Genomic DNA, 16,423 nt, shown 5'->3' with positions numbered 1-16,423 from the left:
CCGCGTCAGCGGGGCAACAGCAGGCTGACCTGGGTCCTGATGTCCTGCACGATCGCCTCGATGCCCGCGCCCGCGTTCACGCTGGCGGCCATGCTGATAAACATGATCGCCGAGACGATGCGTGCCGCGGTTGCTGCCGCATCGGTTGCCATTAGCCCACTCCGGCTTAGGACGGCCGCGATGGCCTCCTCGGTCTGCGCGACGATGGACAGCGCTTCACCGTGGTGCGGCTCCGTCGGGTCGCCGAAGACCATCTCCCGCAGGTAGGTGCGGCCGTTGTCCACCTGGCTGCGGTTGCATTCCACGATGGGCCGCACGATGGCCATCACCGCATCCAGGACATCCGCGGTTTTTTCGGCGTCGGCCCGGCCCCGCTCCAGTGCTTCGGCGTAGTTCGCATTCTGCACGAGCAGGAGGAGCTCGCCCTTGGTCTTGGCGTAGAGGAACAGGGTTCCGGTGCCGATGTCCGCCTTCTGGGCGATCTGCTGCGTGGTGACATCCTCCACCCCGTTCTCGGCGAACAGCTCGCTGGCGGCGGCAATGATGCGCTCGAGCTTCTGCTGCTTGTTCCGCTCACGGCGTCCGAGCGGCTGGGAAGCAACGGGCATGGCGTTCCTCTCGGTGTAACTGACTGGGCTCAGTAAGGAGTATAGGTCCGGCGCGTCAGCCGGCGAGGAAGTCGACGGCGGCGGGGGCGAAGGCGGCGTGGTGCTGGAAGATGCCGCCGTGCCCTGAGTCGGGGTAGATGACCAGCTCGGATCCCTTGATGCGGCGGTGCAGGTCCTCGGACAGGACGGAGGGAACCATCCGGTCGTTGTCGCCGTTGGCGATGAGCGTGGGCTGGGTGAGCTTGGACAGGTCCGCCGGGGCCGAGCGGCCGAACTTCCGGATCGCCTTCAGCTGCGTCTGGAACGCGGCGGTGCTGATCGGCTTGTCCCGGTCAATGACGCGCTCCTGGAGGCGCCTAATGAACGCCTTTGCGGCGGGCTTGCCGGTGGGGTTGCGGTTGAAGAACAGGAACTCTTTGGGGTCGGACCGGGTCAGTGCCGCACGGAGGATGTCGAAGTACGTAATGCCCACCACCTTGTCCATGTCCTTGCCGCCCCGCGGGCCGGTTCCGGTCAGCACGAGCCTGCGGACAAGGCGAGGGTGCTTGAGGGCCAGGTCCTGGGCGATCATGCCACCCAGCGAGAAGGAGAAGACGTCGACCGTGTCGAACCCGAGGGCCCGGATGAAGGTGTAGGCGTCGTCGGCCATTTCCTCGATGCTGCCCGGAACCTGTCCGGTTGAAGCGCCCACGCCCGGCTGGTCGAAGGTGATGACGCGGCGGTTCCGGGCGACGGGGTCGATGATGCGCGGATCCCAGTTGTCCAGGGTGGCGGCGAGGTGCACAAAGAACACGACCGGAATGCCGCCCTCGGGTCCCAGCTCGCGGTAGGCGTAGGTGGTGCCACCGGCGGCGACGGTCTTGGTTGGCGCATCGGCATATGAAGTGATGATGGAATCATTCCCGGGATTGCTCATGACGGTTGTTCTCCTGGCTGGTCTGTTGGCTGAAGGGGATGCGGGCGGTTCACAGCGTGACCACGGCTTTGCCGCGGATTCCGCCGTCGGCGAGGGACTGCAGTGCCTCCGGGGTGTCGTCGAAGTCGAAGACCTTGCCCACCACCGGGCGCAGCACGCCGTCGTCCACCAGTTCGGTGATCCGGCGCAACTGCTCGCCGCTGGCGCGCATAAACAGGAACTCGTAGCTGACGCCGAGCTTCTTCGCCTGCCGCCGGATCTTGCTGCTGAGTCCGGCGATTGCCAGGCGCAGCACGGTATTGAGGCCTGCCTCGCGGGCGAATGCCGGGTCCGGCGGGCCGGAGATCCCAATCGCCTTGCCGCCGGGCTTTAGAATGCGTAGCGACTTTTCGAGGTTCTCCCCGCCCAGGCTGTCCAGCACCAGGTCGTAGCCGGTGAGCAGCTCCTCGAAGTCCTGCGTGCGATAGTCGATCACTGTGTCCGCGCCGAGGTTGCGGACGAAGTCGGCGTTAGCCGCGCTCGCGGTGGTGGCCACGTGGGCACCGAGGTGCTTGGCGAGCTGGATCGCGATGGAGCCCACGCCGCCGGCGCCGGCATGGATGAGGACCTTCTGTCCGGGCTTCACGTTGCCCTGCTCCACGAGGGCCTGCCATGCGGTCAGCGCCACCAGCGGCAGTGATCCGGCTTCCGCCATGCTGGCCGACGCGGGTTTCAGTGCCAGGTCTTCCTCGGCGACGGCGATGCGCTCAGCGAAGGTGCCGATGCGGTCCTGGGCCGGGCGGGCGTAGACCTCGTCGCCGGGCTTGAACTGGCTTACCTTTGCTCCGACGCGCAGGACCGTGCCCGCCACATCGTTGCCGAGGACCAGCTGGAGCTTGTAGGGAAGGATCTGCTTGAACTCACCCAGGCGGATCTTCTCGTCCAGCTGGTTAAGGCCCGCTGCGTGGATCTGGACCAGCACGTCGCGCTCGCCGACCGTGGGCTCGGGCACGTCCGCTTCCCGCAGTGGCTCCTTGTACTGGGTGACGACGAACGCTCGCATGTGTGGTGTTCCTTCTGGAATAGGTAGAAACGAATAACTGATTACACTCAATTATGACTTTGCTCAGAAAAAAGTCAAGGGGGCGCCGCAGGAGCCCAGCCATTAAGTACGACGGCGGGCAGGCGGCTTAGGCGCTTCAGGGGAGGACCAGCAGACAGCGCCGCCGGCGTGAGCGGCTTTTGCATTGACGCGGACATCGCCGTGGAGAAGACTGCATCCCTAGGCTTTGCAAGCGAAGCAGTTACCTCGTGGAGGCGGCCATGCTCCTGGACAGCTCGTCGACCGTGGTTGAGACGAACCTTGGTCCCATCCAGGTCCGCCGGTCCGGCGCGGGAAAGCCGGCCCTGCTGTGGCACAGCCTGTTTGTGGACTCCAGCACCTTCCAGGGCATAGTGAAGGACCTGTTCAAGGAGCGCGAGCTTTTCCTGCTGGACGGGCCTGGCCACGGCGGGAGTCCGGGGCCGCGAAAGCTCTATTCACTCGGGGACTGCGCGAAGGCCGCCGCGGAGGTCCTTGATGCGTTGGACGTTTCGGCCCCCGTGGACTGGGTGGGGAACGCGTGGGGCGGGCACGTGGGCATTGTCTTCGCGGACAGCTTCCCGTCGCGCTGCCGGACGCTGACCACCATCGGCACACCCCCGTACCCGCTTTCCAAGGCCGAGCGCCACCGGTCGGCCCTGCTGGTGTACCTCTTCCGCGTTCTGGGACCCGGGCCGTTCAGTTCGATGGTCGTGGACGCCCTGGCTGGCAAGGGTTCGGCCAAAACCGAACCGGCGGCTGCGGCGGCCATCACGGAGTCGTTCCGCCGCGGCGACAAGATGGGCAAATACTGGGCCATGCAGTCCGCCATGCTGCACCGTCCGGACCTCCGGCCGGTCCTGCTGCGGCTGCAGGTGCCCGCCCTGGTGCTGGCCAGCAGGAACGACGCCTTGCTCGATATAGCGGAGGCGGAGCGGGCGGCGCGTACCGTTCCGGACGGCCGGTTCACGTTGGTGGCAGGAGGCGGCCACGTGGCGCCGCTCCTCGTGGCACCTACCGAAATTACCCGGCACATCCTGGCCTTCTGGCTGGAAACGGCGAGTGGGGACGCCACGGCCTAATCCCGCCGGACCCGCCCGCGTAAGGTACTTATGCCGTCGAACCGGCAGAAGAGCAGCAACCCGGACAGGGCGGCATGCCCGCGGCGGGTAGGATCGGAAGACCGCCGCAGGCCGGCCACAGTTTTGGGGGAAACTTTTGTGAACATCATGCCGTTCCGGCGCGCGCTGGCGCCGTTCCTTGTTGCCGCTGCCCTCCTGGCCGCGCCCGCCGTCGTAGCCGTTCCTGCGTCTGCCGATAACTCGTCCGCTGATAGCTCCACGGAAATTGACGTGCCGGGCCAGCCGCTGGGCGTGGCCGCCGGGCCGGACGGTGAGCTGTACGTCAGCGACTACAACTGGGCGGGCGGCGTCAGCGTTTACCGGCCGGGGGAGGCCAAGGCCTCCCGGCAGATCAAGGTGGGCCGCTGGCCGACGTCCCTGGCCATGACCGCGGACGGGACGCTGTACGTGCTCCAGGTTACGGAGTCCATGGAAACCGAGCTGGGGATCGTGGCACCCGGAGCCAGTGAAGTATCCGCCACCATCCCGCTGACGCAGGGTTCACAGTGGCTGGCGGCGGCGCCGGACGGGTCGCTGTATGTAACTAGCCCGTCGGAGGGGACCGTTTCGGTGGTCCTGCCGGGCAGCGCGCACATTGGCCGTGTGATCGAGGCCGGGCCCTCTCCGGTGGAGGTCACCGTGGCAGCGGACGGCACCGCCTATGCTGCCAACCAGTACGCGGGAACAGTTACGGTGATCCCGGCCGGCGCCACGGGCCCTTCGCACACCGTTGATGTGGGCCGGACGTCGAGTCCGCATGGGATTGCGGCGGCGCCTGACGGGACGGTCTACGTGGCAAACGTCCTGTCCAACGACGTCGCCGTCATCGAGCCCGGCGGCACAACCGTTGCGCGGCGGATCCGGGTGGGGCGCGAACCGCAGGAGGTGGTGATGGCCCCGGACGGAACGGTTTACGTGACGAACGCGGGGGACAACACCGTTTCGGTCATCCCTCCCGGGGCTGACCATGCGAGTCACGCCATTGCCACCGGGGAAGACCCGGGCCGCCTCGCAGTCACCGCGGACGGCTCGGTGGCGGTGGTCAGCAGGGGCGATAAGAACCTCACAGTGATCAGCGCCGGACCGGCTGGGCCCGCTCCGGCCCCCGTCCCGTCGTCGGAGCCGCTGGAGGCAGCGGCCGACGACGGCTCCCGGGCGGGTGCCGGGGATGGCGGGAGCGCTTTCGGTACAGGACTTCCGGTCATCGCGGCAGGGGCGGGCGCCTTGCTGCTGGCCGGTGCGGCTACCCTCGTCGTAATGCTGCGCAGTCAAAGGAAGGTCCGCAGGGTGGAGCCGGCGGCAGTTTGGACTGCGGAGTAGGGCTTCGAATTAGCGTGCGGCCGGGGACCTGTCCCACACGGCCGCCGCTACCGTGGGAGGATGGGCGCCATGGCTGATGACCCCGCACCTGCCGGCCCGTTCGACAGGGTTGTCCTGATTTTCAATCCGTCCAGGGCCGGAATGGAAAACCGGATCGATGCCCTGCAGCGGGATATCACCGCTGATGTGCCGGGTCTCCATGTTGAACTCCTGCCGACGGACTTCGCGGGTCATGCCCGTGACCTGGCGCGTTCCGCGGCCACGGAAGGAGCCCCGCTCATCGTTTCGGTCAGCGGTGACGGTGGGTACAACGAGGTTGTCAACGGGGTGCTGGACGTCTCCGGCAGCAGGGCGGTGTGCACCGTCCTTCCTGCTGGCAACGCAAACGATCATCACCGGAGCATGCCGGAAAAGTCACTGACCGGGGCCATCCGCGCGAACCGGGTCCGCCGCATCGACCTGCTGCGCATCACCTTCCGCGGTCCGCTCCGGGAGCAGGTTCACTACGCCCACTCCTACATAGGGTTCGGGCTCACGCCGTTGATGGCCATCGGCATCGAGAAGGGCGGCAAGGGGAAAATCCTCGAACTCATCTCGGTTGCCCGGACGCTCTCCGGCCTGAGGCCGTTCGAGCTCGTGCGGGACGACGGGGCCACCGCGCGCTTCGACAGCCTGATCCTGGCCAACATTTCCCGGATGGCCAAGTATGGAACGGTCAGCGAGTCCCACCACCCGGACGACGGCCGGTTCGAGGTGGTGACCTTGCCCCACGCCGGGCGCTGGAAGATGGCGCTGATGACCCTTCGGGCCGTCACGCTGGGACTGGGGCATCAACCCAGCGTCAGCAGTTATGCCTTTACAACGCGGAACGCTGTTCCTTGCCAGATCGACGGCGAAGTGGTCCATGTCCAGGCCGGCACCCACGTTCTGGTGGAAAGCGCCCAGGGAGCCCTCGCCACAATCTGACTGAACATCACAGGGGCTGCGTTGCCGGTGCGGCGTCCGGGGACTAGGGCTGGACGGAGTCGAAGAACGTGTAGTTTGTGTCCGGGTGCCCGGTTTCGGCCTCGCGCGATTTCATCCGGATGAAATCCACGTCCTGCTGCCCGAGCGCGGTTTCGCCGTGAAGGTCCTGGTGGAGGGGCTGGCCCGTTGCCGCAATGATTTCCGCGGACAAGGTCCGGGGAAGGATCACGCAGCCTGGGTTATCAATCAGCCACTGGGTAACGGTGGAAGGAAGCCGGTGCCACTGGTCGCGGATGCTGCTCTCGGTCATTGAGGGTGCCTTTCAGGGCTTTCGTGCACGGGCTTACATGGCGTCCGACGTACCCGGAGTCTACGCCCTATTGGCGCGCTAAAGGGCGGAGAAGCCAATCCAATCCAGGCAGCTATGCCCACCCGAGGGCTGCCGGCCCCGGTACCGGGTGCAGGACCGGGACGTCTGCCGGGATCTCCGGGGCTGCGGCGGGTGTGGACGGGGCCGAATCACCGAAAAGGGGACGCCGGCCGGAGCGGTAAGCGGAGTCGATGACGGGTTCGAGTTCGTCGAACACAGTGCGGTTCCCCGGGAGAACCACGTGGGCCAGGAACTCCGCTTCCAGAGTGGAAATGCCGGCCGCCACCGCCGCGAGTTTGGCATCTATTGCCAGGGCAAGGGCATGCCAAGACCTGCGGTTGGCCCGTTCGATCACTTTTGACTTCGCTTCGCGGACAGGGCCCTCCGCTGTGTCCCCTCGGCCGAGGGGAATCTCGTCGGATTGCGACAGCGAAAGAACGATGCGGAATTGCCTCCCGCCGCCCCTGAAGGCGATGGCGCTCCGGTGCCCGCGTTGACTGAAAAGCACATCGGTGGCCCCGTAGCCCACGAGCGCCCGTTTTATATGTTCCCGGGAATCTCCGCCACTGAAGGAGTCACCCCGGGTGTAAGGGATTGTCATGGTCCAACTATGCGCCTTTCCCGGCGCGTGGTCACTGCGCCCGGACTCTCGACATAGCCAAGCGCCGCCGTCGTAATACACGACGGCGGCGCTTGGCTGGGTGCCGGCATGTTGGCCGGGCAGGAAAAGCGCTTACTCCGCAACAGCCGCCGGAACCGGCTGACCGTCGCGCAGGACAGGAGTGCTGCGGCGGCGCCAGTAAGCCGCCAGGACCGCCCCTGACACGTTGTGCCAGACAGAGAAAATGGCGCCGGGCAGGGCCGCTTCGGGAGTCAGGTACTGCCGTGCAAGCCCCGCTGCCAGGCCTGAGTTCTGCATGCCAACTTCGATGGCAGTGGTGCGCCTGGAAGGAATCGGCAGCTTGCAGATGCGGGCGGCAGCGTAGCCGAGGGCGTACCCCAGGCCGTTGTGCAGGATAACGGCCACAAGAACCAGCAGTCCGGCGGCGAAAATGGCTTTGGCGCTTCCGGAAACAACGGCAACCACCACTAACGTGATGGCAAGCACCGAAATCCAGGGAAGGGCCGGCAGCGCCTTGTTGACGAGGCGCGGCAGGAAGAGCCGGATCACCAGTCCCAGCAGCACGGGGAACAGCACAACCTGGACGATGGACCACGCCATGGAACCGGCGTCCACCGGCATGTACTGGCCCGCCAGCCACAATGCCAGCACCGGGGTCAGCAGGGGAGCGAGCAGCGTTGACACGGTGGTCATCGCCACGGACAGGGCGACGTCACCCTTGGCCAGGTAGGACACCACGTTCGAAGCCGTTCCACCGGGGCAGCAGCCCACCAGGATGACGCCCGCGGCCAGTGCCGGCGGCAGCCCCAGCGCCGCTGCCACCAGCCAGCCCAGGAACGGCATGATGGCGTACTGCGCCACGACTCCGATCACCACCGGGACCGGGCGTTTGGCAATGACAGCGAAGTCGGGCGGCGTCAGCGTCAGCCCCATGCCGAACATGATGACGCCGAGCAGGGGGTTGATCCAGGGAGCAAGCCCCGTGAAGGCTGAGGGGGCGGCAAGCGCTACGCCGCCTCCGGCCAGGATGAGCAAGGGAAAGAGGGTAACGGCGATGCGGGCGCTGCGTTCCTCGGCGGCTGATGCCGTCGTGGACGATTGGGATAAGGAAGACATACCTACCGGATTATCACAGCGGGAGTTCGGTTCCGGAATCAGCTCCTGATGATGACACGTGCGAAGCGCCGGCCGAAGGCTGCCTGGCCACCCATACTGTCCTAGTGAAGTGGACGCGTGCGAAGGATTGGCTGATCGGTGCCGGTGGGATGGTCTTCCTCCTGGCGGCCGCGGTGGTGATCATGTGGTGGGTGGCGAGCAGCCCGGCCGGCGGGGGAGAAACCCGCCCCGTACCGCTGCCGACGGAGGGTGCCGGGTACCGGCCAGGCGCCGAGCCTCCCGCGGACCTGGACGGGGACGAGGTGTGGCTTGCCGACATCGAGCTGGACTCCGGGACAGTGGTGGCTGCGGGCTCGATGCTGCGTGACGTCCGGGCGGTCGGGCAGGACGTCGTGACAGGGCCGGACGGGCTGGTGGCTGCACGCCTGGCCGTGGACGCGACGGTCCCGTTCGAGGTTGTCGCAGACGAGCTTGGCGGCGGGTCCGTGGTCCGTCCCGCCGACGGTGGCCAGGCCACGGTGGTCCGCACCGTCGAGGCCCTGGGCCGCGAACTGCTTGTCACCGCCACCGGAGCGGTGGAGGTAGAGGGCGGCAAACTCGTTGTCGAGCCCAGCTCGATCGACGTCGGCGGGCCGGACTTCCTCTCCGGGGCCACCGCCGCCGTCGTGCGCACATTCGTCACCATCGAACACAGCATCGAGGGCCTGCCCGAAGGCCTCGTGCTTGAGGACGTCACCGTCCAGGATGACGGCTTCCGTACCAGCCTCCGGGGCGGGAACGTCAGGCTTGTCCCATAAAGTCGCCCGCGCAGCTTGTCCACTTTTGGTTGGCGGCCCGCCGATGCGCCTGTAACATATCCTAAGCATGCTTACCATCGCGTTTCTGGTCAGTCGGCTAACGTACTGTCAGCGCATGGCTGCAGGACGGAAACGAACAGGGGCTTGAATTGGCAGGAAATGCAACCTTCCGGCACAGCAACACCGCGTTGCTTTCGGTGAGCAGTGTCGAAGCTCCACGGATTGTGAGTTCCACGGATTTCGACCGCAGGTTGGCGTCCACCCTGCACCGGCTCAAGTTCCCGCCCCGGCTTCTTGAGCGGGTTGCCGGTGTCACGCACCGGCGCTGGTGGGCGGCCGGGACGTCGTTCGATGATGCTGCCACGGAAGCGGGCGCGAAGGCCCTGGCCGAGGCCGGCGTGGAACCGTCCGACGTCGGCCTGCTGATCAACACCTCGGTCACGCGGCGGAACCTTGAGCCGTCCGTTGCGGTGAAGATCCACCACGGGCTGGGCTTGCCGTCGTCGGCCATGAACTTCGACCTTGCCAACGCCTGTTTGGGCTTCGTGAACGGCCTGACGTTGGCGGCCAACATGATCGACTCCGGCCAGATCAAGTACGCCATGATCGTCAACGCCGAGGATGCCGAGGCCACGCAGGAGGCCACGCTGGCCCGTCTCCAGCGGCCCGAGACCACGCGCGAGGACTTCAACCGCGAGTTCGCCACGCTGACCCTGGGCTCCGGAGCTGCCGCCGCCGTCCTGGGCCCGGCGGACCAGCACCCGGGTGCGCACCGGATCGTCGGCGGCGTGATGCGCGCCGGCACCGAACACCATGAGTTGTGCGTGGGCGGCATTGACGGCATGGCCACCGACACGAAAGGCCTGCTCGACGGCGGCCTGCAGCTTGTGGTCGACGCCTGGCACGAAGCGCGTCCGGAGTGGGACTGGGCAGACATGGACCGTTACGTCACGCACCAGGTGAGCAACGCCTACACGCAGGCCATCATCGACGCCATCGACCTGGATCCTGCCAAGGTGCCCATCACGTTCCCGCACTGGGGCAACGTGGGCCCGGCGTCGCTCCCCATGACCCTCGCCGCTGAGGCGCAATCCCTCGAAGCAGGGGACCGGGTGCTCTGCATGGGCGTCGGGTCCGGGCTGAACACCGCCATGATGGAAATCGTTTGGTAGCCGCAGACTGGCCTGGCGTCGATCCGGAGTGGTCGCGCGAAATTGATGTCCAGTCCACGTCCGGGGCCGATGAACCGGGGACGGTTCGCCGCTGGCACGTGCTGGACAACGGCGCGCAGCTCGCCAGGCTCGGCCTGGCTCCCGCCGGTACTCTGCTGTGCGTGCACGGCAACCCCACGTGGTCATACCTGTGGCGGACGCTGCTGGCAGCTGGATCGGATCCGGTACACCCATGGCGGGTGGTGGCAGTGGACCAGCTGGATATGGGCTACTCGGAGCGCACCGGCACCTTCCGCCGGCTGGCCGACCGGATCAGCGACCTCGGTGACCTGACGGACGCGCTCGGCCTGGACGGGCCCGTGGTGACGGTGGGCCACGACTGGGGCGGCGTGATCAGCCTGGGCTGGGCCCTGGCCCACCCGCAGCACCTCGCCGGGGTGGTGCTGACCAACACGGCCGTCCACCAACCATCCGGGTCGGACATCCCGCCGGCCCTGCGGCTTGCGCTGCACCCTGCGGTGCACCAGTGGGGAACAACGACGTCGGACGCCTTCCTGCGGGTGACCCACTCGCTGGCGCACCCGCCGCTGCCCGCCGACGTGCGCGAGGCCTATATGGCCCCCTACTGCCGAGCCGACAGGCGGGCCGGAGTGGGAAAATTTGTGGCGGACATTCCCGTGGACGCCTCCCACCCCAGCTTCCCGGCGCTCAGCGGCGTGGCGGAAGGGCTCCACGGGTTGAAAGTCCCGGCGCTCATGCTCTGGGGCCCCAAGGATCCCATCTTTTCGGACCGGTACCTCAAGGACCTCATCACCCGGCTTCCGCACGCGGACGTGCACCGCTTCGAAGGCGCCGGCCACCTTGTGGCGGAAGACCGGAATATTGCCGCGCCGATCTTCCAGTGGCTCGCCGGAAACATCAGTGCAGACGGCAGTGGATCCCTTGAAACCGAAGCCATTACGGCCGGGAGCCAGGGTCCGAAGGAAACAGCCGAGCCGGCGCCGTCGGAATTCCGGCCTCTGTGGGACCTGCTTGGCGAGCAGGCGGCGGGTCCGTCTGGAGGGGACACCGCCGTCGCGGAAATGGCGTCGGACGGCACGGTGGCCCGCTCCCTCAGCTGGCGGCAGCTGGACCGGAACATCCTGGATCTCGCCGCGGGGCTGCGGGACGTCGGAGTGGGAAGCGGCAGCCGGGTCAGCCTGATGGTTCCGCCCGGCGTGGACCTGACCGTAGCCCTGTACGCGTGCCTGCGTCTGGGCGCGGTGGTGGTGGTGGCCGACGCCGGGCTGGGAACCAAAGGCCTCAGCCGCGCCGTGAAAGGCGCCACCCCCGACTTCCTCATCGGCATCGACAAGGCACTGGCGGCTGCCTCGGTGCTCGGCTGGCCGGGACGGCGGATCAGCGTGCGGGACCTCCCGGCCGCCCGCCGTCGGATGCTAGGGGTCGAAAACTCCCTTGAGGCCCTGGCACGCTCCGGTGCCGGCCGCAGCCCTGGGCAGCTGGCGGACAGCGTGGATCCGGATGCCCCGGCCGCCGTCCTCTTCACGTCCGGCTCCACCGGCCCCGCCAAAGGCGTGCTCTACACGCACCGGAAGCTGGCTGCGATGCGGGACACGGTGGCCGAAACGTTCGGCATCCGCTCCGGTGCCCGGCTGGTGGCAGGCTTCGCCCCGTTCGCCCTGCTGGGACCGGCGCTTGGAGCGGTGTCGGTGACGCCGGCCATGGACGTCACCGCACCCCGCACCCTGACGGCCAGCGCGCTCGCCGACGCCGCCGCGGCCATCGACGCCACGGTGGTCTTCGCCTCGCCGGCGGCTTTGCGGAATGTCCTTGCCACTCAGGATGGTTTGAACGAGGCCGGGCATAAAGCGCTGGAAGGTATCGGGTTGCTCCTGTCCGCCGGCGCGCCCGTCCCGGAACCGCTCCTTGCCGAGGTGCAGCGGCTGCTGCCGGCGGCCTCGCTGCATACCCCGTACGGGATGACCGAGGCGCTGCCGGTCACAGACATCAGCCTGGAACAGATCCAGGCCGCCGACGCCGATGCTGCCGCCGGCACTGAGACTTCTGCCGGCGCCGTAGCGGGAGCAGGCAACGGCGTGTGCGTAGGGTGGCCGGTGCACGGCGCCCGCGTGGCCGTCGTCCCGCTGGCAGCGGACGGCACCGCATCCGGGTCCCAACCCGTGACGGAGCCCGGGGTCACCGGCGAGATCCTGGTCAGCGCCCCGCACGTGAAGGAAGCGTACGACAGGCTTTGGCTGACGCAGCAGGAGAGCAACAGCCTGCCCGGGTGGCACCGCACCGGCGACGTTGGGCACTTCGACGCCGCCGGCCGGCTCTGGGTGGAGGGACGCCTCGCCCACGTGGTCACGGCGCCCGGTGGAGTGGTGACGCCGGTGGGCGCCGAACAGGCCATCGAACGGCTCGACGGCGTCCGGCTGGCGGCGATCGCCGGGGTGGGACCGGCGGGCACCCAGGCTGTGGTCGCCGTCGTCGAGACCGTCCCGCCCGCGCGGAAAGCCGGCCCTGCCGGGACGCAGCTGGCCGGGGATGTGCGGAAGGCAGCCCTTAAGTCCGGCGTCCAGGTCTCGGCCGTGCTCGCAGTCCCCGCGCAGCCCACCGACGTCCGGCACAACGCCAAGATCGACAGGACCCGGCTGTCCCGCTGGGCGTCGAGGGTGCTGGCCGGCGGCCGTCCGGGAAAGCCGTGAGGGTCCTCGTCACGGGCGCAAGCGGGCTGCTTGGGGGAGAAGTTGCCCGGCTGCTGGTGCGCCAGGGCCATGATGTCGCCACCTTCCAGCGCCGTCCGTCAGGGGTCGACGGCGCCACGGACTTTCGCGGGTCCGTCACGGATGATGATGCGCTCCGGGAAGCAGTCCAGGGCGCCGAAGGGGTCGTCCACCTCGCCGCGAAGGTGTCCTTCACGGGCCGCGCCGAGGAGTTCGACGAGGTCAACGTCGAAGGGACCCGCCGCCTCCTCGAAGCCGCCCGGGCAGCCAAGGTACGGGACGTGGTGTTCGTGTCCTCCCCGTCCGTGGCCAACTCCGGCGCCGCCATCGCGGGGCTGGGCGCGGAGCCGGCCGACCCGGAGCACGCCCACGGGGACTACTCCCGCACCAAGGCTGAGGCGGAGCTGCTGGCGCTGGCAGCGGACGCACCTGATTTCCGGGTCGCTGCGGTGCGGCCCCACATCGTCTGGGGCCCGGGTGACACGCAGCTGGTGGAACGGGTCCTGGCCCGCGCCAGCCGTAAGCGCCTGCCGCTGCTCGATGCCGGCGGGGCCCTGATCGACACCACGTACGTGGACAACGCCGCCGCGGCCATCGCCGCCGCGCTGCACCGGATGGACCACGTTCACGGCAGGGCGTTAGTGGTGAGCAACGGCGAGCCCCGCCCGGTGGGCGAGCTGCTGGCGGGCATCTGCGCCGCGGGAGGCGTCCCCGCGCCGTCGTGGTCCGTGCCCGGTGCGGTGGCACGGGTGGCGGGAGCGGTGGTGGAGAAGCTGTGGACCTGGTCCGGGAGGCACGAGGAGCCACCGATGACCCGGTTCCTCGCCGAGCAGCTCTCCACAGCCCACTGGTTCGATCAGCGCGAGACCCGCGAACTCCTTAACTGGACCCCCTCCGTCTCCATCGATGAGGGACTGGCGAGGCTGGCGGAGCACTACCGTTCCCGGCCGGCCGCTCGGGGGTGACCGTTCCGGCGTCGCCGTCCACCGTGATCTGCTGGCCGGTGGCAAGCCGCTGCGTGGCAACGCCGGTGCCGAGGACGGCGGGGATTCCGTACTCGCGGGCCACGATGGAGCTGTGGCTCAGCGGTCCGCCAACGTCGGTCACCACGGCGGAGGCCATCGCGAAGAGCGACGTCCACGCGGGAGTGGTGATGCGGGCCACCAGGACGTCCCCGGGCTTCATCTGGCCGAAGTCCTGCGGTCCGGCCAGGACGCGCGCGGGAGCGGTGACCCGGCCCGCGCTGGCCCCGGCGCCCTTGATGACGTCGCCGTGCTGGTGCTGCGATCCGGCCGGCATCATGGACCCGAAGGCCCGTTCCATCCACCGGCTCTCGGGCAGCATCTGCGGGGCGGCGGCCTTCGCCTGGCCCCGCCAGAGCATCCTGCGTTCCTCGACGGCGGCGGCGCGGACGGGCCGGACGGCTCCGGAAATGGCCACGCCGGCCCCGGCCGCGGCGTCGGCGAGGCCGAATTCGACGGCGCTGCGCAGCTCCTGGAAGCGCAGCCAGAACACGTCGCCCGGCGACGCGATGACGCCGGAACCCACCAGCCGCGTCCCGAGTTCCAGCAGCATCCGCCGCAGCAGCGGCCAAGCTAGCCCGACGTCGGCCAGCGCGTCTTCGCGGATCGGCGCCGTCTCCTGTGCCCAGCGGAGCAGCCGGAGGAACGCGGTCCGCCGGCGGGGTCCCAGGCGCTCGGTCATCTGGCGGGTGAGCTCCTCCCGGCGTTCGGTGGAGAGCCGCTGCCGCTCGTGGGGGTCGATGCCCTGCCCGCGCAGGTAGAACTTCACCGTCTCCAGCAGGGCGGACGGATCGTCGGCCGCCACGGGGCTGGCGAAATCCAGGTTGTAGACCGCGTGGCCGTAGAGGCCCAGATGCTCCTGGAAGGCGATACACCATTCCTGCCACAGGACCCCGTCCACCCCTTCGGGTGCGGAACCGGTGCGCTGGCTCTCGGTGAGCACCGCCGTCGGACGTTCCAGCAAAGCAGCCGTCAGCCCGGGATCGCTGCGGGCCCAGCCGGCGAGGTCGTACAGTGACTTCTCCGCGCGGATGGGTTCGCTGTCGTAGCCGAGCAGGAACGTCTGGGCCGCGGGATCGCCGTCGCGGCGGACGAACTTCTCGTAGAACGCCCGGAAGGAGAGCTCGCTGGTGGCGGCGAGCGGAATGATGGACTGCACGGCCGTGTAGTAGACGGTGCCGGCATCCAGCAGCGCCTGCACGCCCGCCAGCAGTTCCCCGCCGGTGAGCTGCGCCGGGGGCTTCGCGGACCAGTCCTTGATCACCCGTTCGTACCGGGGGTGGGAGAACTCGCGCCAGCCGGCCACTCCCATGTGCGCCTTGCCGCGGGCCAGCGCCCCGACGGCGGCCGGCGCCTTACCCATCATCCGCCACATGCCCGAGGTGCGGTAATAGTAGTAGGCGTAGCCGTTGATGGTGGGCAGCCCGACGTCGCCGTCGCGGATCACGTTCTTGCCCAGGGCCTCAGCCAGCAGTGCCTGCAGCGACCGCGCCACGGACCCGTCAACCATGTCGGCGAACAGCGGTGAGAGCGGATCGGGCAGCTGTTCCACGATGCTCGCGCGGAAGTAGAGCCCCTTGGGATAGGGGAGGGGCCAGGTGTCTGGGGTGTCGGCCGCCGGGTCCGGCAGCGCCGTGATGGGGCGGGACTGCAGGATGAAAAAACCGTCTGCGGTGCGCGCCCACTCGACGTCCTGCGGCGTCCCGAAATGCTCCGTGATCCGCTGTCCGTACCCGGCCAGCTCGGCCGCCGCGCTGTCATCAAGGACGGGCTCACGGCGGCGGTCTGCCGCCACCGGTTGCTCCCGGGTCCCGTTCTCCGCGTAGACGGTCATGACGTCCTTGTCCGCCGTCTGCCGCGAGACCACGGTGCCGGTCCCGGCGTCGACCACCACGTCATCGGTGGTGACCGTCCCGCTGACCACCGATTCGCCCAGGCCCCACGCGGCACTGATCACCGTCTGGTCCCGCCGCCCGTTGGCGGGGTTGGCGGTGAACATGACCCCGGCGGCCTCGGCCTCCACCATCAGCTGGATCACGACGGCGAGGCGCACCTCGTCCGGTCCCACGCCTTCGCGCGCACGGTAGGCCATGGCGCGCGCCGTCCAGAGGGAGGCCCAGCAGCGGATCACCGCTTCTGTCAGCGCCTCCGCGCCGCGGACGTTCAGGTAGGTTTCCTGCTGCCCGGCGAAACTTGCCGAGGCGAGGTCCTCGGCGGTGGCGGAGGACCGCACGGCCACTGCTGCGCCTTCGCCGCCGAGCAGCCCGTAGGCTGCGTTTAGTTCGGCTGTGATCCCGGCGGGCATGGCGTCGCTGCTGAACAGGGCGCGGAGCCGCTCCGAGGCGTCCTCGTAGTCCTGCGGCGACGCCTGCGGTGGCAGCGCGGCAACGTCTTGGATCGCCGTCGCAAGGTTGTTTTCGGCGATGAAATCGGAGTAGGCGGCGGTGGTCAGGACGAACCCCGGCGGGACCGGCAGTCCCGCTTGGATGAGGCCGCCCAATCCGACGGCCTTGCCGCCGGCCAGGGCAACGTCGTGCGGTCCCACGTCGGCCAAACCCGTTACATACGTCATGAGTCGCGCGTCCTTGCTGCCCGATCGGCGCCTGG

General features: G+C 68.5%; 14 protein-coding genes. 7 read left to right on the top strand and 7 right to left on the bottom strand.

Annotated features, from left to right (window positions below; all coding sequences use genetic code 11):
* Positions 1-5 precede the first annotated feature (5 nt).
* From B5520_RS18275 to B5520_RS18265, 3 genes are read right to left on the bottom strand one after another with little or no spacing between them, the layout of a single operon-like run.
* Positions 6-608, bottom strand: coding sequence for a TetR/AcrR family transcriptional regulator (locus B5520_RS18275; protein WP_079598491.1), 603 nt, complete (start codon positions 606-608; stop codon positions 6-8).
* A 55-nt stretch (positions 609-663) separates the two neighbouring features.
* Positions 664-1,524 carry an alpha/beta fold hydrolase gene (locus B5520_RS18270; protein ID WP_079598490.1) on the bottom strand — a complete coding sequence of 287 codons (861 nt, stop codon included), beginning with the start codon at positions 1,522-1,524 and terminating at the stop codon, positions 664-666.
* Between the two features lie 49 nt (positions 1,525-1,573).
* On the bottom strand, positions 1,574-2,566 hold the full coding sequence (locus B5520_RS18265; RefSeq protein WP_079598489.1) for an NADP-dependent oxidoreductase: 993 nt from the start codon (positions 2,564-2,566) through the stop codon (positions 1,574-1,576).
* A 260-nt stretch (positions 2,567-2,826) separates the two neighbouring features.
* Here B5520_RS18265 and B5520_RS18260 point away from each other — a divergent pair, with 260 nt between their 5' ends.
* From B5520_RS18260 to B5520_RS18250, 3 genes are all read left to right on the top strand, one after another.
* A complete protein-coding gene (locus tag B5520_RS18260) occupies positions 2,827-3,666 on the top strand; it encodes an alpha/beta fold hydrolase (protein ID WP_079598488.1) in 840 nt (279 codons plus the stop codon).
* Positions 3,667-3,813: 147 nt separating this feature from the next.
* Entirely contained in the window at positions 3,814-5,025 is a 1,212-nt protein-coding gene (locus tag B5520_RS18255; protein WP_079598517.1) for a YncE family protein, read from the top strand.
* Positions 5,026-5,094: 69 nt separating this feature from the next.
* The gene (locus tag B5520_RS18250) at positions 5,095-5,991 is read left to right on the top strand and encodes a diacylglycerol/lipid kinase family protein (RefSeq protein ID WP_104443639.1); all 897 of its coding nucleotides are present in this window, start codon (positions 5,095-5,097) and stop codon (positions 5,989-5,991) included.
* A gap of 43 nt (positions 5,992-6,034) precedes the next feature.
* Here B5520_RS18250 and B5520_RS18245 read toward each other — a convergent pair whose 3' ends face one another.
* The 3 genes from B5520_RS18245 to B5520_RS18235 form a co-directional block, all read right to left on the bottom strand.
* Positions 6,035-6,301: a hypothetical protein gene (locus B5520_RS18245; protein WP_079598486.1), complete on the bottom strand. Its 267-nt coding sequence runs from the start codon at positions 6,299-6,301 to the stop codon at positions 6,035-6,037.
* A 112-nt stretch (positions 6,302-6,413) separates the two neighbouring features.
* Positions 6,414-6,962, bottom strand: a complete 549-nt coding sequence (locus tag B5520_RS18240; RefSeq protein ID WP_254865627.1) for a hypothetical protein — start codon at positions 6,960-6,962, stop codon at positions 6,414-6,416.
* A gap of 132 nt (positions 6,963-7,094) precedes the next feature.
* Positions 7,095-8,099 (bottom strand): bile acid:sodium symporter family protein, encoded by a 1,005-nt coding sequence (locus B5520_RS18235; RefSeq protein ID WP_079598485.1) that lies wholly within the window; start codon positions 8,097-8,099, stop codon positions 7,095-7,097.
* Positions 8,100-8,203: 104 nt separating this feature from the next.
* Between B5520_RS18235 and B5520_RS18230 the strand changes: the two genes are divergently transcribed.
* The 4 genes from B5520_RS18230 to B5520_RS18215 all read left to right on the top strand — a co-directional run bounded on the left by B5520_RS18230 (position 8,204) and on the right by B5520_RS18215 (position 13,759).
* On the top strand, positions 8,204-8,896 hold the full coding sequence (locus tag B5520_RS18230; protein ID WP_254865626.1) for an LmeA family phospholipid-binding protein: 693 nt from the start codon (positions 8,204-8,206) through the stop codon (positions 8,894-8,896).
* 149 nt (positions 8,897-9,045) lie between these two features.
* On the top strand, positions 9,046-10,068 hold the full coding sequence (locus B5520_RS18225) for a 3-oxoacyl-ACP synthase III (protein ID WP_176156915.1): 1,023 nt from the start codon (positions 9,046-9,048) through the stop codon (positions 10,066-10,068).
* Positions 10,062-12,776 (top strand): alpha/beta fold hydrolase, encoded by a 2,715-nt coding sequence (locus B5520_RS18220; protein ID WP_079598482.1) that lies wholly within the window; start codon positions 10,062-10,064, stop codon positions 12,774-12,776. Before B5520_RS18225 ends, B5520_RS18220 begins: the two co-directional genes overlap by 7 nt.
* The gene (locus tag B5520_RS18215) at positions 12,773-13,759 is read left to right on the top strand and encodes an NAD-dependent epimerase/dehydratase family protein (RefSeq protein WP_079598481.1); all 987 of its coding nucleotides are present in this window, start codon (positions 12,773-12,775) and stop codon (positions 13,757-13,759) included. Before B5520_RS18220 ends, B5520_RS18215 begins: the two co-directional genes overlap by 4 nt.
* Here the strand turns inward: B5520_RS18215 and B5520_RS18210 are convergent.
* Entirely contained in the window at positions 13,674-16,388 is a 2,715-nt protein-coding gene (locus tag B5520_RS18210; RefSeq protein ID WP_079598480.1) for a PEP/pyruvate-binding domain-containing protein, read from the bottom strand. The two genes, B5520_RS18215 and B5520_RS18210, sit on opposite strands and share 86 nt — an antisense overlap.
* Positions 16,389-16,423 lie beyond the last annotated feature (35 nt).

Source organism: Arthrobacter sp. P2b (assembly GCF_900168295.1).
Lineage (GTDB): Bacteria > Actinomycetota > Actinomycetes > Actinomycetales > Micrococcaceae > Arthrobacter.
Note: the sequence above shows the minus strand (reverse complement) of the source record. Positions and strands in the feature narration are given on the sequence as shown.

Excerpts from the sequence above, each read along its gene's own strand:
- B5520_RS18275 (WP_079598491.1), bottom strand. The coding sequence starts at position 608 with ATGCCCGTTGCTTCCCAGCCGCTCGGACGCCGTGAGCGGAACAAGCAG.
- B5520_RS18270 (WP_079598490.1), bottom strand. The coding sequence starts at position 1,524 with ATGAGCAATCCCGGGAATGATTCCATCATCACTTCATATGCCGATGCG.
- B5520_RS18265 (WP_079598489.1), bottom strand. The coding sequence starts at position 2,566 with ATGCGAGCGTTCGTCGTCACCCAGTACAAGGAGCCACTGCGGGAAGCG.
- B5520_RS18260 (WP_079598488.1), top strand. The coding sequence starts at position 2,827 with ATGCTCCTGGACAGCTCGTCGACCGTGGTTGAGACGAACCTTGGTCCC.
- B5520_RS18255 (WP_079598517.1), top strand. The coding sequence starts at position 3,814 with ATGCCGTTCCGGCGCGCGCTGGCGCCGTTCCTTGTTGCCGCTGCCCTC.
- B5520_RS18250 (WP_104443639.1), top strand. The coding sequence starts at position 5,095 with ATGGCTGATGACCCCGCACCTGCCGGCCCGTTCGACAGGGTTGTCCTG.
- B5520_RS18245 (WP_079598486.1), bottom strand. The coding sequence starts at position 6,301 with ATGACCGAGAGCAGCATCCGCGACCAGTGGCACCGGCTTCCTTCCACC.
- B5520_RS18240 (WP_254865627.1), bottom strand. The coding sequence starts at position 6,962 with ATGACAATCCCTTACACCCGGGGTGACTCCTTCAGTGGCGGAGATTCC.
- B5520_RS18235 (WP_079598485.1), bottom strand. The coding sequence starts at position 8,099 with ATGTCTTCCTTATCCCAATCGTCCACGACGGCATCAGCCGCCGAGGAA.
- B5520_RS18210 (WP_079598480.1), bottom strand. The coding sequence starts at position 16,388 with ATGACGTATGTAACGGGTTTGGCCGACGTGGGACCGCACGACGTTGCC.